Genomic DNA, 22176 nt, shown 5'->3' with positions numbered 1-22176 from the left:
GCCTCCCGTCGCGGGCCTGTGCCATGGAATCGCGGCGGCTTATAGTGCCTTAAATGGGCGAGCGTAAGATGCACGGGAAATCCGACGTGGGACAAGGAGTGCCGCGAGTGTGGAAAGGGAAGCGATCATGATCCTGTGTTGCGGCGAAGCGCTGATCGATATGCTGCCGCGCGTGACCAGCGTGGGCGAGCCTGCCTTCGCGCCCTATGCCGGCGGGGCCGTGTTCAATTCAGCGGTTGCACTTGGAAGGCTGGGGGCACCGGTCGAGTTTTTTTCGGGCTTGTCGTCCGATCGCTTCGGCCAGCAGATCCGTGAGGTTCTGGCATTGAGTAATGTCGGCTCACGCTATGCCGTTATTTCGGAGCGACCGACGACGCTGGCCTTCGTTCACCTCGCCGATGGCCAGGCGGGCTACACCTTCTATGACGACAACACGGCGGGCCGCATGTTGACTGAGGCCGATTTGCCGCTTCTCGATGACGACGTCGAGGCGATGCTGTTCGGCGCGATCAGCCTTATCCCCGAGCCCTGCGGTTCGGCCTATGAAGCGTTGATGCGCAGGGAGTGCGGGCGTCGCCTGACCATGCTCGATCCCAATATACGGCCGGGTTTCATTGCGGACAGGCAAAGCCATGTCGAACGCATCCGGCACATGGTGGGAATAGCCGATATCGTCAAGCTGTCCGACGAAGACCTCGCCTGGTTCGGCCATGAAGGCACGGCCGAGGACCTGATCGGTGCATGGCTGGACGATGGGCCGAAGCTGATCGTTCTCACGCATGGCGCATATGGCGCCGTCGCCTATACCAAAAGGCACAAGGTCGCCGTGGCATCCGAGCAGGTCGATGTCATCGATACGGTCGGCGCCGGCGACACGTTCAATGCCGGGCTGCTTGCCTCGCTGCATGAGCAGGGGGCATTACGAAAGAGCCGGCTGGCAGAGCTTGACGAGGCGGAGATTCGCAGCGCGCTTGCGCTCGGGACGAAGGCTGCCGCGATAACGGTGTCGCGGGCCGGGGCCAATCCTCCCTGGCGGCACGAGATCGGGTAATATCACGGGCGCGATCACTTTATGTTTCTTCGTGATGGATGGAGCGCCTCACGTGACCTAGATTTCACCGCACTTGGCGGGTTTTCACTGGGTTGGCGTCGAGCGCAGGTAACAAGCCCTGAACCCGCTGTTGGCCGTGGCACAGCACGTTTCTTTCTTGGCCGATTCAAACTCTGCTATCAGCACCGCATATCGGCGGAACGATTTGGAGCGAACATGCAATTCATCGATCTTGGCGCGCAGCGGGAGCGAATTCGGGAAAAGCTGAGGGTTGCGATGGAGAGCGTCGTCGATGACGGACGCTATATCCTCGGGCCGCAGGTGGCCGAGTTCGAAAAAAAGATCGCGGCCTATGTCGGCACCAAGCATGCGGTGGCCTGCGCCAATGGCACGGATGCGCTGCTTCTGCCGCTGCTGGCATCGGGCATCGGCCCGGGCGATGCGGTATTCGTGCCGAGCTTCACTTTCGCGGCGACGGCCGAGGTGGTGGCGCTTGCCAAGGCGGTTCCGGTCTTCATTGATATCGATCCCGACGCCTACAATATCGATATAGCAAGCCTTGAAGCAGCGATTGCGATGATCAAGGCGGAAGGCAAGTTGAAGCCGCGTGCGATCATTCCGGTCGACCTGTTCGGCCTTGGAGCCGACTATGAGGCGATCACCGCAATTGCCGAGCGGGAGAACCTGCTGGTGATCGAGGACGCCGCGCAGGCGATCGGCGGCTCCGTCAATGGCAGGATGTGCGGTTCATTCGCCAAGGTCGGCTCGACCAGCTTCTACCCGGCAAAGCCGCTTGGCTGCTATGGCGATGGCGGAGCCATGTTCACCGATGACGATGAATTCGCCGAAAGGCTGCGCTCCTTCGCCTTCCACGGCAAGGGCGAAACGCAATATGACAATATCCATGTCGGCCTGAATTCACGCCTCGATACGCTGCAGGCGGCGATCCTGATCGAAAAGCTCGCCATCCTCGAAGACGAGATGGAGGCGCGCCAGAAAGTGGCGCAGCGCTATCGTGACGGCCTGCACAATGTCGTGAAGGTGGCGCATATCCCGGAAGGCTCGCGCTCGGCCTGGGCGCAATATGCGATCGAGACGCCGCATCGCGATGCGCTCAAGGCGCATTTGCAGGAGCAGGGCATTCCGACGGTGATCTACTACGTCAAGCCGCTGCACCAGCAGGTGGCCTATGCGCAATATCCCCAGGCACCGGGTGGGCTGCCGGTTTCGGAAACTCTGCCGGGACGCATTTTGTGCCTGCCTATGCACCCCTACCTGACGACACAGGATCAGGATCGCATCATCGCCGCGATCAGCGATTTCGTCGCCGCGCAGCCGGCAAGGAGCGCTGCGGAATAGGTAGCAATTTCAGTTACGGCCAGGCCGGAACGCCGGGCTGGCCCGAGATACGGCCGCTAGCGATGAAGGATGGATTGGCGAAGTCCGTCTCCTGCGGCTGGTTGCGCTTGCCATAGACAAGCGGCCTGCCGTCGGGCGTCCGGGTGATGCCGCCTGCCGCGCGCAGGATGGCATCGCCGGCGGCGGTGTCCCATTCCATGGTGCGGCCGAAGCGCGGATAGACGTCTGCCTCGCCGCTGGCGACAAGGCAGAATTTCAGCGACGAGCCGACCGAGACGATTTCGGCGGCCTCGATCTTGCGGATAAAAGCATCGGTTTCGGCCGTTCGATGCGAGCGGCTTGCGACGATGGCGAGCGGCACCCGTGCCTGTCTCACGCCGATCTTGCGCCGACCCGTCATGCGATGGTCCGGGGTCACGTCGATCGCCTGTGCCAGGCCGGGCCGTCCTGAAAAGAACCGCCTCGTGCACGGCGCGTAGACGACCCCGATTTCCGGCCTGCCATTGCGGATGAGAGCGATATTGACGGTGAAATCGGTATGGCGGTCGATGAACTCCTTCGTCCCGTCGAGTGGATCGACAAGGAAGAAAGTTCGGCCGGGATTTGCCGGCGCGATGCCTTCGGATGCTTCTTCCTCGGCCACGCAAGGAATGTGCGGATAGGCGGCACGCAGCCCTTCGAGGATCAGTTTTTCGCTGGCGCGGTCGGCATCAGTGACCGGTGAGGCGTCGGGCTTGCGCCTGACGGTGATGTCGGCATTGAAGACCTCCATCACCACGCGCCCGGCTTCGAGCGCCAGGCGCTCGAACAGGTCGAGCATTGCCTCGTCGTCAGATGCCGTCGCCGTCGTAGAGTTGATCTGCACTGTCGCGCTCGCCTAACCAGCCTTCAAGGACATCTACCATCTCTTCTGGCGATTTGCCGAGCGTTTGCAAGTGAAGTTCAGGTTTTTCCGGAGGCTCATAAGGTGAATCGAGCCCGGTGAAGTTCTTGATCTCGCCTTTGATCGCCCGCGCATAGAGGCCTTTCGGGTCGCGGCGGGCGCATTCATCGAACGGGGTGTCGACGAAAACCTCGATGAATTCGCCTTCTTCCATCAGTTCGCGCGCCACCTGGCGCTCAGCCCGAAAGGGCGAGATGAAGGAGACCAGCACGATCAGGCCGGCATCGGCCATCAGGCGGGCAACTTCGGCGACACGGCGAATATTTTCCACGCGGTCGGCTTCGCTGAAGCCGAGATCGCGGTTGAGGCCGTGGCGGATATTGTCGCCGTCGAGGATATAGGTGTGCTTGCCGGCGACATGCAGCTTCTTTTCAAGCAGGTTGGCGATGGTGGATTTGCCCGAGCCGGACAGTCCAGTGAACCACAGCACCGCCGGCTTCTGGTGCTTGGCCGCCGCGCGCGCCTGCTTGCCGACATCGAGCGATTGCCAGTGGATATTATCGGCGCGGCGCAAAGGATGGAGGATCATGCCGGCGCCGACCGTCGCATTGGTGATGCGGTCGATCAGAATGAAGGCGCCGGTCGCGCGATTGTTGGAAAAGGCGTCGAAGACCAGCGGCGACTGCACGGAAATGTTGACGACGCCGACCTCGTTCATTGCCAGTGACTTGGCAGCCTCATGCGCGAAATCATTGACATTGACACGGTAGCTGAGGTCGGTGACCGTGGCACTGGCCTGGTCGGTCTCGGTGCGCAGCAGGTATGACCTTCCCGGCAAAAGCGCCTGCTCGTCGAACCAGACGATATTGGCGGCGAATTGGTCGGCGACATGGGGCCGCTCTGCTGGCGCGACCAGCACATTGCCGCGCGAGACTTCGATTTCGTCATCCAGCACAATGGTGACGGCCTGGCCTTCGACGGCGCGCGGCAGGTCGCCGCCTTGCGCGACGATGCGCCTTATGCGCGCCGATTTCCCTGACTTCGCCACGACGATCTCATCGCCTGCAGCGATGGAACCAGACGCAACGGTGCCGGCAAAGCCGCGAAAATCCAGATTTGGCCGGTTGACGAACTGGACCGGGAAACGAAAGGGCGCCTGCGCCTGGTCGATCTCCACCGTTTCCAGATGTTCGACAAGGGTGGGGCCCTCATACCAGCCCATATTGGCGGACGAGCTGGTGACATTGTCGCCATAGCGTGCCGAAAGCGGGATCGGCACGATCGTGTCGAAGCCGAGATTCTTCGCGAATTCAACATATTCGCCGGCGATCTTGTCAAAAATCTCCTGATCGAAATCGACCAAGTCAATCTTGTTGACGGCAAGCACGATGTGGCGGATGCCGAGCAGCGAGGCGATGATGGAGTGCCGCCTGGTCTGACGCAATATGCCTTGGCGGGCATCGATCAGGACGATGGCCAGATCCGCCGTGGAGGCGCCGGTCGCCATGTTGCGGGTATATTGCTCGTGGCCGGGTGTATCGGCGACGATGAATTTGCGCTTCGGTGTCGCAAAAAAGCGATAGGCGACATCGATGGTGATGCCTTGCTCGCGCTCCGCCTCCAGACCGTCGACCAACAGGGCGAAATCCATATCGTCGCCGGTGGTGCCATATTTGCGCGAATCATTGTGGAGGGCGGTAAGCTGATCCTCGAAAATCTGCTTGGTGTCGGACAACAGCCGGCCGATCAGTGTCGACTTTCCGTCATCCACGGAGCCGCAGGTGAGGAAGCGCAGCAGCGATTTGCGCTCCTGGCCGGCAAGATAATCCTGCACGCTTGCGGCGGTGACGACTTCTTCTGCCCGGACGTGCTGCATGATCAGAAATACCCCTCGCGCTTCTTCTTTTCCATCGAACCGGCCTCGTCGCGGTCGATCAAGCGGCCCTGACGCTCGGAGGTGCGGGCGATGAGCATTTCGCTGACGATGCCGGGGAGATCCGTGGCGTCGGATTCGATTGCCGCTGTGAGCGGATAGCAGCCCAGCGTGCGGAAACGGACCAGCCGGTTTTCCACGACTTCGCCGGGGCGCAGTACCATGCGCTCGTCATCGCGCATGATCAGCATGCCGTCGCGCTCGACCACCGGGCGCTGCTTGGCGAAATAGAGTGGCACGATAGGAATATTCTCCTGCAGGATATATTGCCAGATATCGATCTCGGTCCAGTTCGACAGCGGAAACACGCGGATGGATTCGCCGGGCAAAATGCGGGTGTTGAAGATTTTCCACATTTCCGGGCGCTGGCTCTTGGGGTCCCAGGCGTGGCTGGAGTTGCGGAAGGAGAAGATGCGCTCCTTGGCGCGCGACTTTTCCTCGTCGCGGCGCGCGCCGCCGAAGGCGGCGTCGAAGCCATGTTTGTCGAGCGCCTGGCGCAGCGCCACCGTCTTCATGATGTGGGTGTGGGTGTTGGAGCCGTGGTCGAACGGATTGATATTGTCGCGAACGCCGTCCTCATTGATGTGGACGATGAGGTCGAAGCCGAGTTGCTTGGCCATGGCGTTGCGAAATTCGATCATCTCGCGGAACTTCCAGGTCGTGTCGACATGGAGGAAGGGGAAGGGCGGCTTGGCGGGGTAAAACGCCTTCATGGCCAGATGCAGCAGGACGGATGAATCCTTGCCGATCGAGTAGAGCATCACCGGCTTGCTGAAGGTCGCCGCCACCTCACGGAATATGTGGATTGCCTCGGCCTCGAGGCGGTCGAGATGGCTGAGCTTGGCGAGCATTCTGGGGCCTTTGGTGGGCGGCGGCTGGGAGGACGCGCGCTTGTTGAAAACCTGCGTGATTTTCCCAGAACGCGCTTTTTGCTCAAGAAGAAGCCTACCAAATTTGCCGGCCTGCCCGACCGGATCGTCCGCTCAAGACCTTTTGCGTGGAATGCTGTTCTCACCGGACATGAAGAGACCGGCAGGGACGCTCAGTAGGGGCTGTCAACGTCGCCTGTCTCGACATAGATCGATTTGACTTGCGAATAGTGGCCAAGGGCAGCCAGTGCGTTTTCGCGGCCGATGCCGGATTGCTTGACGCCACCGAAGGGCATTTCCACCGGCGTGAGGTTGTAGGCGTTGATCCAGCATGTGCCCGCCTGCAACTCGCCGATGACGCGGTGCCCGCGCGCCAGGTCGCGCGTGAATACGCCGGCGGCAAGGCCGAACTCGGTGGCGTTGGCGCGCTCAATGACTTCGTCCTCGCTATCGAATTTCAGCACGCTCATAACCGGGCCGAAGATTTCCTCGCGGGCGATGCGCATGCTGTCGGTGACTTCGGTGAAAACGGTCGGCTCGATGAAGAAGCCGCCGTCGAAGCCTTGCAGGGAAGGCACATTGCCGCCGCAGGCGAGCGCAGCACCTTCCTGCCGGCCGATGTCGATATAGCCGACAACCTTCTCATGCTGGGCCTTGCTGACCAGCGGCCCCATCTGCGTTTCCGGGTCGAGCGGATCGCCGATGCGGATTTTTTTCGTTCGCTCGACCAGGCGTTCCACGAAACGGTCATGGATATCCTTGTGCACGAAGACGCGTGTGCCGTTCGAGCAGACCTGGCCGGTGGAATAGAAATTGCCCAGCATGGCGCCGCCGATGGCGTTTTCGAGATCGGCGTCCTCGAAGACGATCAAGGGCGATTTGCCGCCAAGCTCCATGGTGGCGTGCTTCATCTTCGAGCCGGCGAGCGACAACACCTTCCGGCCGGTCGGCACCGAGCCGGTGACCGAAACCTTGGCGACCACCTCATGCTCGACCAGTGCTGCTCCGACATCGCCATAGCCTTGCACGACATTGAACAACCCGTCGGGAAGGCCGGCTTCGGAATAGATTTCGGCGAGAGCCAGGGCAGACAACGGCGTGGTCTCGGACGGCTTGAACACCATGGCATTGCCCATGGCGAGGGCTGGCGCCGACTTCCAGCCGGCAATCTGGATCGGATAATTCCATGCGCCTATGCCGACGCAGACGCCAAGCGGTTCGTGGCGCGTATAGGCAAAGGGGCCGCCGAGATCGATGAAGTCGCCATTATAGGTGGCGATGGCGCCGGCGAAATATTCGAGGCAGTCGGCTGCGGAGGGGGCGTCGGCAACCAGCGTCTCCTGGATCGCCTTGCCCGTGTCGAGCGTCTCAAGTCGTGCGAGTTCCTCATTGCGGGCGCGAAGGAGGTCGGCTGCCCGGCGCAGGATGCGGCCCCGTTCCACAGGCTTTAGCTGCGCCCATGCGCCCTGTGCTGCGCGGGCGGCCTCGACTGCCAGTTCCACGATATTCGGCGTAGCCGAATGCAGGGTCGCGATCATCTCGCCGGTCGCCGGATAGATGACGGGCAGCGGTGCGCCCTGCTCGTCATCGACGAAGNGATCATCTCGCCGGTCGCCGGATAGATGACGGGCAGCGGTGCGCCCTGCTCGTCATCGACGAAGCGGCCATTGATGTAGTGCGAGGCTTTGGGCTGGGCTTTCATGGCGTGGTCCTGGTTTTTGCCGAAATAGTCGGCCGAATGTTTCGACGTCATTGCTGTTATACCCCCCTCTGGCCTGCCGGCCATCTCCCCCTCAAGGGGGGAGATCAGCAGCTTTAGTCTTGCCGCTCCTTCTGCGAGCCTTTGGAGTGGTGAAACCCAAGCGGCCGATTGATCTCCCCCCTTGAGGGGGAGATGGCCGGCAGGCCAGAGGGGGGTGGCAAAGGCTCTATCTGTCGCTCGCCTGCCAGCGCGGGTTGATCCAGGGTTCCTGGTTGGAAGGCGCGAGCGGCGTGCGGCCGAGTATGTGGTCGGCGGCCTTCTCGCCCGTCATGATGGAAGGGCCGTTGAGATTGCCATTGGTGATGCGCGGGAAAATCGAGGAATCCGCCACGCGCAGGCCATCGACCCCGATGACGCGGCATTCGGGATCGACCACGCTTTTCGGATCGTCGGCGCGGCCCATGCGGCAGGTGCCGCAGGGATGGAAGGCACTTTCGGCATGTTCGCGGATGAAATCGTCCAGTTGTTCGTCGCTCTGGACGTGGCTGCCGGGTGAAATTTCCTCGCCTCGAAAGGGATCGAACGCAGCCTGCCCGAAAATCTCGCGGGTCAGCCTGATGCAATGACGGAAATCGGCCCAGTCATCTGGATGCGACATGTAGTTGAAGCGGATCTGAGGCTTTTCCCACGGATCGGGTGACCGCAAGGTGATGGCGCCGCGCGATTTGGAACGCATAGGCCCGACATGCGCCTGGAAGCCATGCGACTTCGCCGCCGACTTGCCGTCATAGCGGATCGCGGCCGGCAGGAAATGATACTGGATGTCGGGATAGTCCACACCGGGTTTCGAGCGCACGAAGGCGGCGGCCTCGAAATGGTTGGTGGCGCCGAGGCCTGATTTGAACAACAGCCAGCGCGCTCCGATGAGCGCCTTGGAAAACGGGTTCAGAACCGAATAGAGCGTGATCGGCTGCGTCGCCTCCTGCTGGATATAGAGCTCCATATGGTCCTGCAGGTTCTGGCCGACGCCGGGCCGGTCCGCGACCACCTCGATGCCGTGCTCGCGCAGATGCGCGGCAGGCCCGATGCCCGATAGCATCAGGAGCTTGGGCGAGTTGATGGAGGAAGCGGCGATGATCACTTCGCGCCGCGCCTTGACGACCTGAATCTGCTTGCGGGTAACGATCTCGACGCCGACGGCGCGTTGATTCTCGATGACAATGCGCCGGGCGAAGCCATTGACAAGACTCACATTGCGCCGCTTGAGGGCAGGGCGCAGATAGGCGTTGGCGGCAGACCAGCGCCGGCCATGATGGATGGTCTGCTCCATCGGACCGAAGCCTTCCTGCTTGGAACCGTTATAGTCGTCGGTCAGTTCGAAGCCGGCCTGGCGTCCGGCATCGGCAAAGGCGGCATAGAGCGGGTTGAGGCGCGGGCCGCGCTTAATGTGGAGCGGGCCATCGGTGCCGCGCCAGCCTTCCTCGCCGCCATGCGAATGCTCCATGCGCTTGAAATACGGCAGCACATCCGCATAGCTCCAGCCGGCAGCACCTTCCTCGGCCCAATGGTCGAAATCGCGCGCATGGCCGCGCACATAGACCATGCCGTTGATGGAGGAGGAGCCGCCGAGAACCTTGCCGCGCGGGGTGACGAGCATGCGCCCGCCCAGATGAGGCTCGGGCTCTGTGGAAAAGCCCCAATCGTAGCGTGCCATGTTCATCGGGATCGACAGCGCCGATGGCATCTGGATCAGCGGCCCGAAATCGGAGCCGCCATATTCGATGACGATGACCGAATGCTTGCCGTCCTCGGACAGGCGATAGGCCATGGCAGAACCGGCCGAGCCTGAGCCGATGATGACGAAATCCGCTTCCAGGCTGGCTGTCATTTCGCCCTCATGCTGTCATAGGAAATCATCACGTGCCGCGCATAGGTGGGGCGCCTTGTCAGCCGCTCGTAATAGGCTTCAAGATGCGGCAGGTCGGCCCGCTCGATTTCGAGCGTGAAATAGCGGTAGAGCAGGACGCCAGCGACGATATCGGCAAAGCAAGGCTCGTCGCCGCCGAGATAGGCGGCCTCGGAAAGCCGTTCATCAAAGATGCGCATGACGTTGGCTAGTTCCGCGACGCCTTTGCGGATTGCGGCTTCATCGCGCTCGCCGGGACGCTTCGAAATGATCAGCTTGAAGACATTGGTGATGAAGGCCGGCACCAGTGTGGTTTTCGTCCAGTCGCTCCACTGGTCGAGTTTGGCGCGCTTCAACGGATCTGATGGCCAGAACTGTTCCGAACCATAACGCGCGCCCAGATAGCGGACGATCGAGGCGCTTTCCCAAAGATATTCGCCGCCGTCGCGCAGAACCGGCACCAGCCGGTTGGGGTTCATGGCAGCAAATTCCGGCGTATCAAGGCCGCCGAACGGGCCGCCCGCATCGATCCGTTCATGGGGGAGGTCGAGTTCCGCCAAGGCCCACATAACGGTTTGCACGTTGGAAGATGTAGCTCTGCCCCAGACTGTGATCATGTCATTCTCCTCGCGGAAAGCGCTTCTGCTCTTCGAGCACGTTGAGATCCATGTGGTTGCGCATGTAGCGCTCGGAGGCCTTTTGCAGCGGCTGGAATTCCCATGGGTAATAGGCGCCGTTGCGCAGCGCCGGGTAGATGACCCAGCGCCGGGCCTGGCTTTGGCGCACGGCGGCATCAAAGCCCGCCATGTCCCAGCGCGCCCGTACTTTTTCCATGAAACTCGCGACGAGGGCGGCATTGGCCGGGTCGGCGGCAAGGTTGACCAACTCCTGCGGATCCGATTCCAGATCAAACAGTTGCGGCGGGTCGATCTCGCAATGGATGAATTTGTAGCGGCCCTCGCGGATGCCCACGAGCGGGGCAGAGGAGCCTTCGGCGGCGTATTCCATGAAGACAGGAGCGGTGCGGTTTTCTCCTCGTATCAAGGGTAGCAGCGACTGCCCGTCCGTCCACGGCATGATGGCGCTCATGTCGATGCCGGCGAGGTCGCAAAGGGTCGGGCAGATGTCGAGGTTGGACACCGGTGCCTCGATGAGGCCGGGCGCAATGCCTTTGCCGGCGACCATCAGGGGCACCCGCGCGGACCCCTCCAGGAAGCTCATCTTGAACCACAATCCGCGCTCGCCCAGCATGTCGCCATGGTCGGAACAGAACAGGATGATCGTGTCGTCCAGCATGCGGGTGCGATCGAGCACCGAGACCAGTTCGCCGACATGATCATCGAGATAGGAGATATTGGCGAAATAAGCCTGCCGCGAGCGGCGTATCTGCTCGGCCGAGATATCGAAACTGTCATAGTCGCTGGCCGTGTAGAGACGCTGCGAATGCGGGTCCTGTTCGGCATAGGGGATGAAGCCTACCTCCGGCTCCAGCGCTGGACAGCCTTCATAGAGGTCCCAATATTGCCGGCGCGCGACGTAAGGGTCGTGCGGGTGGGTGAAGGACACCGTCAGGCACCAGGGACGGCGGGCAGCATCGTCGGACTGGCGGGAAAGATCGTAGAGCTTCTGCGTGGCGTGGAAGGCGACTTCGTCGTCATATTCCATCTGGTTGGTGATCTCGGCGGTGCCGGCGCCGGTGACGGAGCCGAGATTGTGATACCACCAGTCGATGCGCTCGCCGGGCTTGCGGTAATCCGGTGTCCAGCCGAAATCGGCCGGGTAGATGTCGGTGGTCAGCCGCTCCTCGAAGCCGTGCAACTGATCCGGGCCGACGAAATGCATCTTGCCGGACAGGCAGGTCTGGTAGCCGGAAGCACGCAGATGATGCGCGAAGGTCGGGATCGATGAGGCAAATTCGGCGGCGTTGTCATAGACCTCGGTGCGCGATGGCAGTTGCCCGCTCATGAAGGATGCGCGGCCGGGCGCGCAAAGCGGCGAGGCGGTGTAGTTGTTGCGGAACCGGGCGGAGCGCGCCGCCAGCGCCTTCAGATGCGGTGCATGCAGGAAATCGGCCGGCCCGTCGGGAAAGAACGTTCCGTTCAACTGGTCGACCATGATGATCAATATGTTGGGTCGGGTCATGACTGCCGCTCGCGCTGGGAAAGCTTGGTGTTGAGATAATCTTCGACCAACGAGATCGCGCTCGCTGCATTGGGCGTGCCGTCACGAAGCGCGCGGCGGATATAGAGGCCGTCGATGAGGGCGGCGATCGACTCTGCGGTGTGCTCGGCCTCGGGCCGGGGCATCAATCCGACAAGGCCGCTCATCAGGTTGGAATGCAAGCGGCGCGCATAGATGCGCAGCAGGCGCCGCAAGGCGGTCGTCTTTTGCGCGGCTACATAGAAGGTGAGCCAGGCGGCGATGGTCTCGGGGCGAAACTGCTTGTCGGAAAAGTTCACGGCAATGATGGCGCGGACCCGGTCGCGCGGGGTGTTGGCCGCCTGAAGGCTTGCGCGGGCATCTGCATCGAGTTCGGTAAGCAGATGCCGCATCGTCGCTTCCAGCAGGTCGTCCTTGGCGCCGAAATAATGATGCGCGAGCGCCGAGGACACGCCGGCGCGGCCGGCGATCTCCGACATGGTGACGTCGAGCGAGCCGCGCTCGCCGATGGCCGAGATGGTGGCATCGATCAGCGCCTTGCGACGTATGGGCTCCATTCCGACTTTGGGCACGGCATTTCTCCTTGGTGGCAAGCTTATTTTTTATTGACTGATCAATCAAGAAAAATTGGCCGCAGATCGAAACTGAGAACTTTACCGCACTGCAAAAAAGATTGATTGTTGGCCGGAAGTTGGCGAAATGGATTGGAACGGCAAATGGCGCGCCGGCGCCCGCCGATGGAGGTTTTCATGACTGCATGCATTGTCGGCTGGGCGCATTCGCGTTTCGGCAAACTGGAAGGCGAGACGCTGGAAGGCCTGATCACCAAGGTGGCGGCCGATGCGCTCGACCATGCCGGCATCGGCCCCGACGATGTCGACGAGATCGTGCTCGGCCATTTCAACGCCGGCTTCTCGCCTCAGGACTTCACCGCAAGCCTGGTGCTGCAGGCCGATGACCGCCTGCGCTTCAAGCCGGCGACGCGGGTGGAGAATGCCTGCGCAACCGGATCGGCCGCCGTGCGCCAGGGCATCCGCGCGATCGATGCCAAGGCTGCGCGCACAGTGCTGGTGGTCGGCGCCGAGCAGATGACGACGACGCCCGGCCCGGAGATCGGCAAGAACCTGCTCAAGGCCTCCTACCTTCCCGAAGACGGCGATACGCCGGCCGGTTTTGCCGGTGTGTTCGGCAAGATTGCGCAAGCCTATTTCCAGCGCCACGGCGACCAGTCGGACGCGCTCGCCATGATTGCGGCCAAGAACCACAAGAACGGCGTCGAGAACCCCTATGCGCAGCTGCGCAAGGATTTCGGCTATGAGTTCTGCCGCCATGAAAGCGAGAAGAACCCCTTCGTTGCCGGCCCGCTGAAGCGCACCGACTGCTCGCTGGTGTCGGATGGGGCGGCGGCACTGGTGCTGACGGACAGCTCCAATGCGCTTTCCATGCGCCGGGCGGTGGCGTTCCGGGCCAATGAGCATGTGCAGGATTTCCTGCCGATGTCGAAGCGCGACATCCTGTTGTTCGAAGGCTGCGAGGAAGCCTGGGCGCGCGCGTTGAGGGCGGCCGGCGTGACGCTGGAGGACCTTTGCTTTGTCGAGACGCATGACTGCTTCACCATTGCCGAGCTGATCGAATATGAGGCGATGGGCCTGGCAAAGCGCGGCGAGGGCGCCAAGCTTGCGCTGGAAGGTTATACCGCCAAGGACGGCAAGCTGCCGGTCAACCCCTCGGGTGGTTTGAAGGCCAAGGGGCACCCGATCGGCGCAACAGGCGTTTCGATGCATGTGCTGACCGCAATGCAGCTTACCGGCGAGGCGGGCGGCATCCAGGTGCCGGGCGCCAAGCTCGGCGGCATCTTCAATATGGGTGGCGCCGCGGTGGCGAATTACGTCTCCATTCTGGACCGCATCAGATGAAGCATTCGGCCGTCGTCACCGGAGGCGCATCGGGAATCGGATTAGCGGTTGCCCGGCGCCTGCTCGATGACGGCTGGCCGGTGGCAATTATCGATGCCGACGAGGAAGCGCTGCTGGCGGCCGAAGACCTGCTGGCCGATGAGAATGCGGTTTTCCTCCAGGCCGATGTCACCGACGAAGACGAATTGTCCGACGCCTTTGACGAAGTGGTGGATCGGCTCGGCCTGATCGGCGGGCTGGTCAGTGCCGTTTCGATCATGCGCGACGTTTCGGCAGAAGAAACCAGCGCTGAACTGTTGCGCGAGGTTCTGGATATCAATCTGGTCGGCACCTTTATTGCCGCCAAGGCGGCGCTGGAGCGCATGGGCGCGACACTGTCGATCGTGACGATTGGGTCGGTGTCCGGCCAGCGGGCCAATGGCGGCCATCTGGCTTACGGCGCTTCGAAGGCCGCGGTGAAACTCATGACCGAAGTGCTGGCGCTGGAATACGGCAGCCGTGGCGTGCGAGTGAATTGCGTGGCGCCGGGGCCTGTCGAAATGGATATGTCATCCGTCCGCCCCTCCGCGGAAGAGCGGCGGGCCTGGACAAGCAGCATTCCGCAGGCGCGCTATGGCGAGCCGGAGGAAGTGGCGGCGGCGGTTGCGTTTCTGCTCTCGCCGGAGTCGAGTTATATCAATGGCCACACGCTGGCGGTTGATGGCGGGTTTTTGTCCGGCGGCGTCTTGGCCGGCCGATAGGGGCGAAGTTTCGAAAATGACGGATTCGGTACTTGTCGAGGTTCTGCGCGGCGACGTCGTGGAGAGCGTCCATCGCGGCTGCGTTGCTGTCGTGGATGCGGATGGCGGAACGGTTCTGGAAATCGGCGACATCGAGCGCCCGGTCTTTCCCCGCTCGGCGGTGAAGGCGATACAGGCGCTGCCGCTGGTCGAAACCGGCGCTGCGGACGCCTATGGCTTCAAGGACAAGGAACTGGCGCTGGCCTGCGCCTCGCATAGCGGCGAAGCCGCGCATGTGGAACTTGCCAGTGCCATGCTGGCGAAGGCAGGGCTCGATGTCGGTGCGCTGGAGTGCGGCGCCCATTGGCCGACATCGCAGCAGGCGACCGTCAAGCTGGCGGGCAGTGGCGGATCGCCCACCGCCTTGCACAACAATTGCTCGGGAAAACATTCCGGTTTTCTCTGTGCCTGCTGCCATTCAGGCATCGACCATCACGGCTATGTGAAAGCTGGGCACGAGTGCCAGAAAATGGTGTGCGAGGCGCTGGAGGGGGTGACCGGCGCGCGCCACGGCGCCGACAATCGTGGTACCGATGGCTGCTCGATCCCGACCTATGCGGTGCCGCTGAAAAATGTTGCGCGTGGTTTTGCCCGCATGGCGACCGGCATCGGCCTTGCGCCGGCAAGGGCAAGGGCGGCCAAGCGGCTGATGGAAGCCTGCATGGCCGAGCCTTTCTATGTCGCCGGCAGCGGCAGGGCGGACACGAAACTGATGGAAGCAGCACCGGGGCAAATTTTCGTCAAGATCGGTGCCGAGGGTGTGTTCTGCGCGGCCTTGCCGGAACTGGGGCTCGGAATTGCGCTTAAATGCGATGACGGGGCGGGACGCGCCGCCGAGGTCATGGTGGCTGCGGTGCTGGCCAAGCTTCTGGCGAATGATGCAGCGCTGGCAGGGCAGCTGACAGGATTTGCCAACCCGATGCTGCGCAACTGGAACGGCATCGAGGTCGGCCGCCTGCGCCCGTCTGCGGCTCTAACCTCTGCGAACGCCTTGTCAGCAGTCGCGCCGATCCCTACTTTCTCTTGATGAGCAGGGCATTCACACGCGAAGACGACAATGACAATGTGCTCGCCGATATTGGCGAGCGGCCGGTCAGCCAGCATCGCAATCTGGTGACGCCGGAAGGCTTTGCCGCCATCGAGGCGGAACTGGCGGTGTTGCGGGAAGAACTGGCGACCACCGAGCGTGAGGCAAACCGCGAACGCATCGCCTTGGCTTCACGTGATTTGCGCTACTGGACCGCGCGCCGCGAGACGGCGGAAGTGTCCATTCCCGAGCCGGGCAGCACCGTCGTTCGTTTCGGCATGACGGTGACGATCGAGGATGACGAGGGCGCCAAGAAGCGCTGGAAGATTGTCGGCGAGGACGAGGCGGACGCCGCCAAGGGCACGATTTCGCATGTTTCGCCGATGGCGATGGCTTTGTTCGGCAAGGCAGTGGGCGATGTCGCGGTGGTGAACGGCAAGGAATGGGAAATCACGGCGATGACCGCCGAGGGGTGAGGGAAGATCAGTCCCGCACCGGCTCGGTGTGGTCGCGCAGGAACGCAGTTGCCCCGGCTTCATCGATCTCGCCGGCGGCAACGCCCATCACAAATTCGTAGAGCGTTCCATTATCTGCGGTCAAAGCATAGCCGTTGATGATCAGGAAGGCGCCGGCGGCGACGATCGCCGTGCGCTTGTTGCCATCGACAAAGGCATGGTTTCGCGCGATGCCGAAGACATAGGCGCCTGCAAGCTCGTGAATCGTCGGGTCGCCGTAATGGGCCTTGTTTTCAGCCCGCGCGAGGGCTGACTCAAGAGCGTTTTCATCCCGCAGCCCGAATGCTCCGCCATGCCGGCGCAATTGCTCGGCATGCATCGCCTCGACCGCCATACGGCTCAGAAACTCCCAGCTCATTCGGCCAGCTTCTGAAGCGCGACCTTATATTTATCCATGACTTCGCGCGCGGCCTTCATTTGCCGCTCGAAACTGTCATCTACCGGATGGAGGACAATGCCCTTTTCGGTTTCGATGATCTCCAGCCGGTCTCCTGCCTTGACTTGAAGACGTTCAAGCAACTCTCTTGGCAGGATCACACCTTCCGAATTTCCGATCCTTCGCAGAACGACATTCATGGCTCGCTCCATTGAGTTGCAACAAGAATTATAACTCAATGGGGGCGAGCGTTGCAACAGGGATTATAACCAGTCAGTACCGTGCCAGTAGCGCGTCCATGAGCTTTTCGGCCGCCTCCGGAATGACGGTTCCCGGCGGGAAGATCGCCGACGCGCCGGCCCTGCGGACGGCCTCGTAGTCCTGGGGCGGGATGACGCCGCCGGCGACGATCATCACGTCCTTGCGGCCGAGTTTGTCCAGCGCCTCGCGCAGTTCCGGGATCAGGGTCAGGTGGCCGGCGGCAAGCGAGGACGCGCCGACGATGTGGACATCGTTGTCGGCAGCGATCTTGGCGATCTCTTCCGGCGTCTGAAACATTGCCCCGACGGTGACATCGAAGCCGAGATCGGCAAATGCCGTCGCGATCACCTTCTGGCCGCGGTCATGGCCGTCTTGCCCCATCTTGGCGACAAGGATGCGCGGCCTTGCTCCGGCTTTCTTTTCGAAAGCTGCGATCTGCTCCTGAACGTGGTCAGCCGCGGCGTTCTCGCCGATCTCCTTGCGGTAGACGCCGGAAATGGTGCGCACACTTGCCACATGGCGGCCGAATGCTTTTTCCAGGGCCAGCGAAATTTCGCCAACGGTGGCGTTGGCGCGGGCGGCGCGGATGGAGAATTCAAGCAGGTTTTCACCCGAGCGCGCCGCCTGGGTCAGCGCTTCGAGCGCGCTTTCGGCGGCGGCCACGTCACGGGTGCCCTTCAACTGCTGGAGCTTGGCAAGCTGGCGGGCGCGTACCTCGGCATTGTCGATCTTCAGGACATCGATCTCGATATCCTGCTTCGGCTGGAAGGCGTTGACGCCGATCAGCGCCTGCTGGCCGGAATCGATGCGGGCCTGGGTGCGGGCGGCGGCTTCCTCGATACGCAGCTTGGGGATGCCTTTTTCGGTCGCGGCGGCCATGCCGCCCAGGCCTTCCACCTCCTCGATATGGGCAAGCGCGCGTGCCGCCAGATCATGCGTCAGGCGCTCGACATAGGCCGATCCGCCCCATGGATCGATGATGCGCGGCGTGCCCGATTCCAGTTGCAGGATGAGTTGCGTGTTTCGGGCAATCCGCGCCGAATGATCGGTCGGCAGGGCAAGCGCCTCATCGAAGGAATTGGTGTGGAGCGACTGGGTGTGACCCTGGGTGGCCGCCATCGCCTCAATCATGGTGCGCATGATGTTGTTGTAGGGATCCTGTGCCGTCAGCGACCAGCCGGAGGTCTGGCAATGGGTGCGCAGCGACAGCGAGCGCGGGTTCTTTGGCGAAAAATTCTTCTGCATGAGGCCTGCCCAGATCAGGCGGGCCGCCCGCATCTTGGCCACTTCCATGAAGAAATTCATGCCGATCGCCCAGAAGAAGGATAGGCGAGGCGCGAATTTGTCGATGTCCAGCCCGGCAGCTACCCCGGCGCGGGCATATTCGATACCGTCGGCGATCGTATAGGCGAGTTCGAGGTCCGCCGTCGCCCCCGCTTCCTGCATGTGGTAGCCGGAAATGGAGATCGAGTTGAACTTCGGCATATGGCGCGAAGTATAGGAAAATATATCGGAAATGATCCGCATCGACGGCTTTGGCGGGTAAATATAGGTGTTGCGGACCATGAACTCCTTCAGAATGTCGTTCTGGATGGTCCCGGCAAGGTCCTTCTGCGCGACGCCCTGTTCTTCGGCGGCAACGATATAGAGCGCCATGATCGGCAGCACGGCGCCATTCATGGTCATCGACACGGTCATCTGGTCGAGCGGAATACCGTCGAACAGTTGGCGCATGTCGAGAATGGAATCGATGGCCACGCCGGCCATGCCGACATCGCCCGCAACGCGCGGGTGGTCGCTGTCATAGCCGCGATGGGTGGCCAGATCGAAGGCGACCGAAAGCCCCTTCTGGCCGCCGGCGAGATTGCGCCGGTAAAAGGCGTTGGATTCCTCGGCTGTCGAGAAGCCGGCATATTGGCGGATAGTCCAGGGTTGCTGGACATACATGGTCGGGTAGGGACCCCGGATGAATGGCGCCATGCCGGGATAAGTGTCGAGATAGGGCAGGCCCTCGAAGTCTTCCACCCCGTAGCGATGCTTGACGGGAATGCCTTCGGGCGTATGCCAGACCTCCGCCCCGTTGCCATTCGCGCCCGACGCTTCGCCGGACCATCCGATCTTCGAAAAATCCGGGATCATCTATTTCGCTCCGAGTAGCTCGTCGATCCTGACGGGGCATAGTTTTTGGCAGGATACCGCCGCTTCCGCCGGCGTTATGATCCGCTTTTCGACATTCATCGTCTCGACCGGCCGCTCCGTCTTGACCGGATAGATCGTGGTGCCGACCAGGGCGCGCTTGCCGGTTCGATAGGCTTCCGCGCGCCTTTCCCTCGCCGCAAGCACCCTCTGCTGGATCCGCCCCTGCTTCAGGCTGTTCAAGGCCCCGCCTTCAGCCTCGACCCGCTGGAACTCCTGCCAGGCCTCATCGCAGAGCGCGTTGGTCAAAGCTTCGATACCGCCTGAACCGGAAGCCGGATCAGCGACGAAACCGACATGGCTTTCGCTGGCCATGATGAGTTGGGTGTTGCGGGCGATTCGCCGGGCAAAATGCTCGGGCAGCCCATGGGCGGTTGTGTGCGGCAGGATGGATAGAGAATCCGCGCCGCCGGCGACAGCGGCAAAGCCGGCCAGGGTTGTGCGCAATATGTTGGTTTCAGGGTCCTTGACCGTCATCATCCGATAAGACGTTTCGGCATGGATCGTCGCACGTGAGGGCGGGATCGAGCAGACCTGCTGGATACGAGCCCAGAGCTTGCGCAAGGCACGGATTTTGGCCATCGACAGCAACTGGTCCTGATCGACGCTGATCGAGAAGCCGATATGCGGGGCGGCATAGACGAGCGCCTGCCGCGCTTCCTCGAATAGCCGCAGATGGGCAACTGCCGAGGCCAGCATGACGCCGAGTTCCTGCGCCTCGGTGGCTCCCGCATTGTGCAGCACGCGGCCATCGGCCTCGAGCAGGACACCCGGCACGCCCAGCGCAAAGAAGTGAGCGAGCGACTGCGGCATCGAGGCCTGCAGCGCCTCGATCGACATTCGGAGCCGCCCGGTGCCGGCGAAAATCGCTGCCGGATCGATGCCGAAGGAAAGGTTGAGCTTGGAGGGATCGGCCCGGCGCGTGGTCAGGATAGCAACCAGCCAGTCGGCCATGGCGCGGCTCGCCGGATGCACGTCGATTCTCAGATAGGTCCGGTTGAGCACGATGCCTTCCAGCACCGCCTCCAATGTTTCAGCCGTTGCCGGCAGGCCATAGCCGAAGGCGTTTGGCGCGCCCTCGAACACCAGCGCAAGCCCGGTTGCGCCCTGCGCCAGTTCTTCCAGGGCAAGCGCGTTGGCGCGGCGCGGATCGGGGTCGTCGATGCGCTGTACGATGGCCCAGGGGGTATCCGGGTTCTGGCGTGGCAGGTATTCCGGCTTTTCCGCGCGGTCGTAAAGCGGATCGATGCGAATGCCGTCGTCAGTGTGCGAAACCAATGCCTCTTCGAAAGAGGCGCCGGCAAGCGCCTTTTGCGCCAATTCCAGCCATCTTTGCCGATCATTGGCAGGAAACTCGACATCGCCAAACATGGTTTGCGCGTCCATCCGCATCCCCTTTTCATGCCCGCATCGGCACAGAGTGGAACTCTATGGCGAGCGGCTCGATACCGCAATGCAACAAACGATCAGACATTCGTCGTGGCCTGCGCCGTTGGATGCCAAACAGCGGCCGCAACCGCAACCTGCAATCGTCAATTTGTTCGATTGCCGTTGTGGCGGTGCAACCACGCCACTATACCTTGTCGGGACAGACGGCACCTGAACAATCGCAAGCTTGTCGGGTACCGGTGATTGGATAAGCGATGTCGGAGACGGGAACAGTATGGCGCAGGAAGACAGCATTTTCATCGGTGCCAGCCGCAAGCCGGACGATAGCTACCAGAGGCCCGAAACGCTTCTGCTGAAATATGGCAACAGGCATGGTCTGGTGACCGGCGCGACCGGCACTGGCAAGACGGTGACGCTGCAGATACTGGCGGAAGGGTTTTCCAATGCCGGCGTGCCGGTGTTCTGCGCAGATATTAAGGGCGATCTTTCCGGCATAGCCATGATGGGCGAAGCCAAGGACTTCCTGACGGCGCGCGCCCAGACGATCAAGCTCGACCCCTATGAGTTCCAGGAGTTTCCGGTGATCTTCTGGGACCTATTCGGCGAGCAGGGGCACCCGATACGGGCCACCGTCTCTGAAATGGGGCCGCTGCTCCTGTCGCGCCTGATGAACCTCACCGAAGCGCAGGAAGGCGTGATGAACATCGCCTTCCGCATCGCGGATGAAGAAGGTCTGCTGCTTCTGGACATGAAGGATCTGCAGGCCCTGCTTGCCAATATCGCCAGCCGCGCCGACGAGATCGGTGCACGTTACGGCAACGTGACCAAGCCCTCGGTGGGCGCCATCCAGCGGTCGCTGCTGGTGCTCGAGCAGCAGGGCGGCAACAATTTCTTCGGCGAGCCGGCCTTGAAGATACCCGATCTGATGCGCACGACGCGGGATGGGCGTGGCGCCATCAATGTGCTCGCGGCCGACAAGCTGATGATGAATCCGCGCCTGTATGCGACATTCCTGCTGTGGCTGATGTCGGAACTGTTCGAGGTGCTGCCGGAAGTGGGCGATCCCGACAAGCCGAAACTCGTCTTCTTTTTCGACGAGGCGCATCTTCTGTTCGACGACGCCCCCAAGGCGCTGGTGGACCGCGTGGAACAGGTGGTGAGGCTGATCCGCTCCAAGGGTGTGGGCGTGTATTTCGTCACGCAGAACCCCCTCGACGTGCCGGAGACGGTGCTGGCCCAACTCGGCAACCGCGTCCAGCACGCGCTACGCGCCTATACGCCGCGCGAACAGAAAGCCGTGAAGACGGCAGCCGATACGTTCCGTCCCAATCCTGATTTCAACTGTGCCGAGATGATCACGCAGCTTGGTACCGGCGAAGCACTGGTTTCGACGCTGGAGGCAAAGGGCGTTCCCTCGATGGTGCAGCGGACGCTGATTCGCCCACCCTCATCGCGGCTTGGCCCGATCACGCCCCAGGAGCGGCAGAAGCTGGTCGCCGAGAGCCCCGTCGCGGGTCAGTATGACGAAACCGTTGACCGCGAATCGGCCTTCGAGATTTTGCAGAAGAAGGCGCTTGAGGCGCAGAAGGCCGAGGAGCAGGCCCAGCAGCAGGACGAAGGCCGGGATTCTGGTCGGACGCGCTGGACCATTCCCGGCTTTGGCGATGATGACGATGATCGCTCGTCGCGCCGCGCACCGCGGCCGCGGGCATCGAACCGCCAGACCGTGGCGGAAGCCGCGATCAAGTCCGTGGTGCGGTCTGTGGGATCACAGGTCGGCCGGGCACTGGTGCGCGGCATATTGGGGAGCCTCAAAAAGGGGTTTTGAGGCGCCCCTATGTGGACCGTGGGTGG

General features: G+C 62.1%; 19 protein-coding genes and 1 pseudogene. 8 read left to right on the top strand and 12 right to left on the bottom strand.

Annotated features, from left to right (window positions below):
* Positions 1 to 127 precede the first annotated feature (127 nt).
* Complete coding sequence (locus EET67_RS05345; protein WP_128625303.1) at positions 128 to 1051, top strand: carbohydrate kinase family protein; 924 nt, start codon at positions 128 to 130, stop codon at positions 1049 to 1051.
* A 216-nt stretch (positions 1052 to 1267) separates the two neighbouring features.
* Positions 1268 to 2410 carry a DegT/DnrJ/EryC1/StrS family aminotransferase gene (locus EET67_RS05340; protein WP_128625190.1) on the top strand — a complete coding sequence of 381 codons (1143 nt, stop codon included), beginning with the start codon at positions 1268 to 1270 and terminating at the stop codon, positions 2408 to 2410.
* Between the two features lie 13 nt (positions 2411 to 2423).
* On the opposite strand, the gene cysQ is transcribed toward EET67_RS05340, so the two are convergent.
* The 3 genes from cysQ to cysD are packed head-to-tail and all read right to left on the bottom strand — an operon-like array spanning position 2424 to position 6077.
* Positions 2424 to 3230, bottom strand: coding sequence for a 3'(2'),5'-bisphosphate nucleotidase CysQ (cysQ, locus tag EET67_RS05335; RefSeq protein ID WP_128625302.1), 807 nt, complete (start codon positions 3228 to 3230; stop codon positions 2424 to 2426).
* Between the two features lie 10 nt (positions 3231 to 3240).
* Positions 3241 to 5169 carry a sulfate adenylyltransferase subunit CysN gene (cysN, locus tag EET67_RS05330; protein WP_128625189.1) on the bottom strand — a complete coding sequence of 643 codons (1929 nt, stop codon included), beginning with the start codon at positions 5167 to 5169 and terminating at the stop codon, positions 3241 to 3243.
* Positions 5170 to 5171: 2 nt separating this feature from the next.
* Entirely contained in the window at positions 5172 to 6077 is a 906-nt protein-coding gene (cysD, locus tag EET67_RS05325) for a sulfate adenylyltransferase subunit CysD (protein ID WP_128625188.1), read from the bottom strand.
* Here cysD and EET67_RS05320 point away from each other — a divergent pair.
* Positions 6057 to 6275: a hypothetical protein gene (locus EET67_RS05320; RefSeq protein WP_128625187.1), complete on the top strand. Its 219-nt coding sequence runs from the start codon at positions 6057 to 6059 to the stop codon at positions 6273 to 6275. The genes cysD and EET67_RS05320 overlap by 21 nt on opposite strands.
* Here EET67_RS05320 and betB read toward each other — a convergent pair.
* From betB to betI, 5 genes and pseudogenes are all read right to left on the bottom strand, one after another.
* Positions 6269 to 7691, bottom strand: a pseudogene (gene betB, locus EET67_RS05315) (betaine-aldehyde dehydrogenase); the annotation flags it as partial. The gene EET67_RS05320 and the pseudogene betB overlap by 7 nt on opposite strands.
* Before the next feature lie 332 nt (positions 7692 to 8023).
* The gene (betA, locus tag EET67_RS05300) at positions 8024 to 9673 is read right to left on the bottom strand and encodes a choline dehydrogenase (RefSeq protein WP_425359508.1); all 1650 of its coding nucleotides are present in this window, start codon (positions 9671 to 9673) and stop codon (positions 8024 to 8026) included.
* Positions 9674 to 9681: 8 nt separating this feature from the next.
* Positions 9682 to 10320, bottom strand: a complete 639-nt coding sequence (locus EET67_RS05295) for a glutathione S-transferase family protein (protein ID WP_128625184.1) — start codon at positions 10318 to 10320, stop codon at positions 9682 to 9684.
* A gap of 1 nt (position 10321) precedes the next feature.
* Positions 10322 to 11845, bottom strand: coding sequence for a choline-sulfatase (gene betC / locus EET67_RS05290; RefSeq protein WP_128625183.1), 1524 nt, complete (start codon positions 11843 to 11845; stop codon positions 10322 to 10324).
* Positions 11842 to 12435 (bottom strand): choline-binding transcriptional repressor BetI, encoded by a 594-nt coding sequence (gene betI, locus EET67_RS05285; RefSeq protein WP_128625182.1) that lies wholly within the window; start codon positions 12433 to 12435, stop codon positions 11842 to 11844. Before betI ends, betC begins: the two co-directional genes overlap by 4 nt.
* A 177-nt stretch (positions 12436 to 12612) precedes the next feature.
* On the opposite strand from betI, the gene EET67_RS05280 reads away from it, so the two are divergent.
* From EET67_RS05280 to EET67_RS05265, 4 genes are read left to right on the top strand one after another with little or no spacing between them, the layout of a single operon-like run.
* Positions 12613 to 13779 (top strand): acetyl-CoA acetyltransferase, encoded by a 1167-nt coding sequence (locus tag EET67_RS05280; RefSeq protein WP_128625181.1) that lies wholly within the window; start codon positions 12613 to 12615, stop codon positions 13777 to 13779.
* Entirely contained in the window at positions 13776 to 14519 is a 744-nt protein-coding gene (locus EET67_RS05275; RefSeq protein WP_128625180.1) for an SDR family NAD(P)-dependent oxidoreductase, read from the top strand. The genes EET67_RS05280 and EET67_RS05275 overlap by 4 nt, the downstream gene beginning before the upstream one ends.
* 16 nt (positions 14520 to 14535) lie before the next feature.
* On the top strand, positions 14536 to 15585 hold the full coding sequence (locus EET67_RS05270) for an asparaginase (protein WP_128625179.1): 1050 nt from the start codon (positions 14536 to 14538) through the stop codon (positions 15583 to 15585).
* On the top strand, positions 15585 to 16061 hold the full coding sequence (locus EET67_RS05265; RefSeq protein ID WP_128625178.1) for a GreA/GreB family elongation factor: 477 nt from the start codon (positions 15585 to 15587) through the stop codon (positions 16059 to 16061). Before EET67_RS05270 ends, EET67_RS05265 begins: the two co-directional genes overlap by 1 nt.
* A 7-nt stretch (positions 16062 to 16068) precedes the next feature.
* Here EET67_RS05265 and EET67_RS05260 read toward each other — a convergent pair whose 3' ends face one another.
* The 4 genes from EET67_RS05260 to EET67_RS05245 all read right to left on the bottom strand — a co-directional run bounded on the left by EET67_RS05260 (position 16069) and on the right by EET67_RS05245 (position 20319).
* A complete protein-coding gene (locus EET67_RS05260; protein WP_128625177.1) occupies positions 16069 to 16458 on the bottom strand; it encodes a type II toxin-antitoxin system death-on-curing family toxin in 390 nt (129 codons plus the stop codon).
* Entirely contained in the window at positions 16455 to 16676 is a 222-nt protein-coding gene (locus EET67_RS05255; RefSeq protein WP_128625176.1) for an AbrB/MazE/SpoVT family DNA-binding domain-containing protein, read from the bottom strand. Before EET67_RS05255 ends, EET67_RS05260 begins: the two co-directional genes overlap by 4 nt.
* Before the next feature lie 73 nt (positions 16677 to 16749).
* Positions 16750 to 18876 carry a methylmalonyl-CoA mutase gene (gene scpA / locus EET67_RS05250; protein WP_128625175.1) on the bottom strand — a complete coding sequence of 709 codons (2127 nt, stop codon included), beginning with the start codon at positions 18874 to 18876 and terminating at the stop codon, positions 16750 to 16752.
* The gene (locus tag EET67_RS05245) at positions 18877 to 20319 is read right to left on the bottom strand and encodes a methylmalonyl-CoA mutase subunit beta (RefSeq protein ID WP_128625174.1); all 1443 of its coding nucleotides are present in this window, start codon (positions 20317 to 20319) and stop codon (positions 18877 to 18879) included.
* A 277-nt stretch (positions 20320 to 20596) separates the two neighbouring features.
* Here EET67_RS05245 and EET67_RS05240 point away from each other — a divergent pair, with 277 nt between their 5' ends.
* Positions 20597 to 22150 (top strand): helicase HerA-like C-terminal domain-containing protein, encoded by a 1554-nt coding sequence (locus EET67_RS05240; RefSeq protein ID WP_128625173.1) that lies wholly within the window; start codon positions 20597 to 20599, stop codon positions 22148 to 22150.
* The last annotated feature ends 26 nt before the right edge of the window (positions 22151 to 22176 follow it).

Origin of the sequence: Borborobacter arsenicus (genome assembly GCF_003934165.1) — a bacterium.
Taxonomy (GTDB): Bacteria; Pseudomonadota; Alphaproteobacteria; order Rhizobiales; family Rhizobiaceae; genus Pseudaminobacter; species Pseudaminobacter arsenicus.
The sequence above is the reverse complement of the archived record's forward strand: the minus strand, read 5'-3'. Positions and strand labels throughout refer to the sequence as shown.

Excerpts from the sequence above, each read along its gene's own strand:
- EET67_RS05275 (WP_128625180.1), top strand. The coding sequence starts at position 13,776 with ATGAAGCATTCGGCCGTCGTCACCGGAGGCGCATCGGGAATCGGATTA.
- cysQ (WP_128625302.1), bottom strand. The coding sequence starts at position 3,230 with ATGCTCGACCTGTTCGAGCGCCTGGCGCTCGAAGCCGGGCGCGTGGTG.
- EET67_RS05265 (WP_128625178.1), top strand. The coding sequence starts at position 15,585 with ATGAGCAGGGCATTCACACGCGAAGACGACAATGACAATGTGCTCGCC.
- EET67_RS05245 (WP_128625174.1), bottom strand. The coding sequence starts at position 20,319 with ATGGACGCGCAAACCATGTTTGGCGATGTCGAGTTTCCTGCCAATGAT.
- cysN (WP_128625189.1), bottom strand. The coding sequence starts at position 5,169 with ATGCAGCACGTCCGGGCAGAAGAAGTCGTCACCGCCGCAAGCGTGCAG.
- EET67_RS05255 (WP_128625176.1), bottom strand. The coding sequence starts at position 16,676 with ATGAATGTCGTTCTGCGAAGGATCGGAAATTCGGAAGGTGTGATCCTG.
- EET67_RS05260 (WP_128625177.1), bottom strand. The coding sequence starts at position 16,458 with ATGAGCTGGGAGTTTCTGAGCCGTATGGCGGTCGAGGCGATGCATGCC.
- scpA (WP_128625175.1), bottom strand. The coding sequence starts at position 18,876 with ATGATCCCGGATTTTTCGAAGATCGGATGGTCCGGCGAAGCGTCGGGC.
- EET67_RS05240 (WP_128625173.1), top strand. The coding sequence starts at position 20,597 with ATGGCGCAGGAAGACAGCATTTTCATCGGTGCCAGCCGCAAGCCGGAC.
- EET67_RS05295 (WP_128625184.1), bottom strand. The coding sequence starts at position 10,320 with ATGATCACAGTCTGGGGCAGAGCTACATCTTCCAACGTGCAAACCGTT.
- betC (WP_128625183.1), bottom strand. The coding sequence starts at position 11,845 with ATGACCCGACCCAACATATTGATCATCATGGTCGACCAGTTGAACGGA.
- EET67_RS05320 (WP_128625187.1), top strand. The coding sequence starts at position 6,057 with ATGGCTGAGCTTGGCGAGCATTCTGGGGCCTTTGGTGGGCGGCGGCTG.
- EET67_RS05340 (WP_128625190.1), top strand. The coding sequence starts at position 1,268 with ATGCAATTCATCGATCTTGGCGCGCAGCGGGAGCGAATTCGGGAAAAG.
- EET67_RS05270 (WP_128625179.1), top strand. The coding sequence starts at position 14,536 with ATGACGGATTCGGTACTTGTCGAGGTTCTGCGCGGCGACGTCGTGGAG.
- EET67_RS05345 (WP_128625303.1), top strand. The coding sequence starts at position 128 with ATGATCCTGTGTTGCGGCGAAGCGCTGATCGATATGCTGCCGCGCGTG.
- EET67_RS05280 (WP_128625181.1), top strand. The coding sequence starts at position 12,613 with ATGACTGCATGCATTGTCGGCTGGGCGCATTCGCGTTTCGGCAAACTG.
- cysD (WP_128625188.1), bottom strand. The coding sequence starts at position 6,077 with ATGCTCGCCAAGCTCAGCCATCTCGACCGCCTCGAGGCCGAGGCAATC.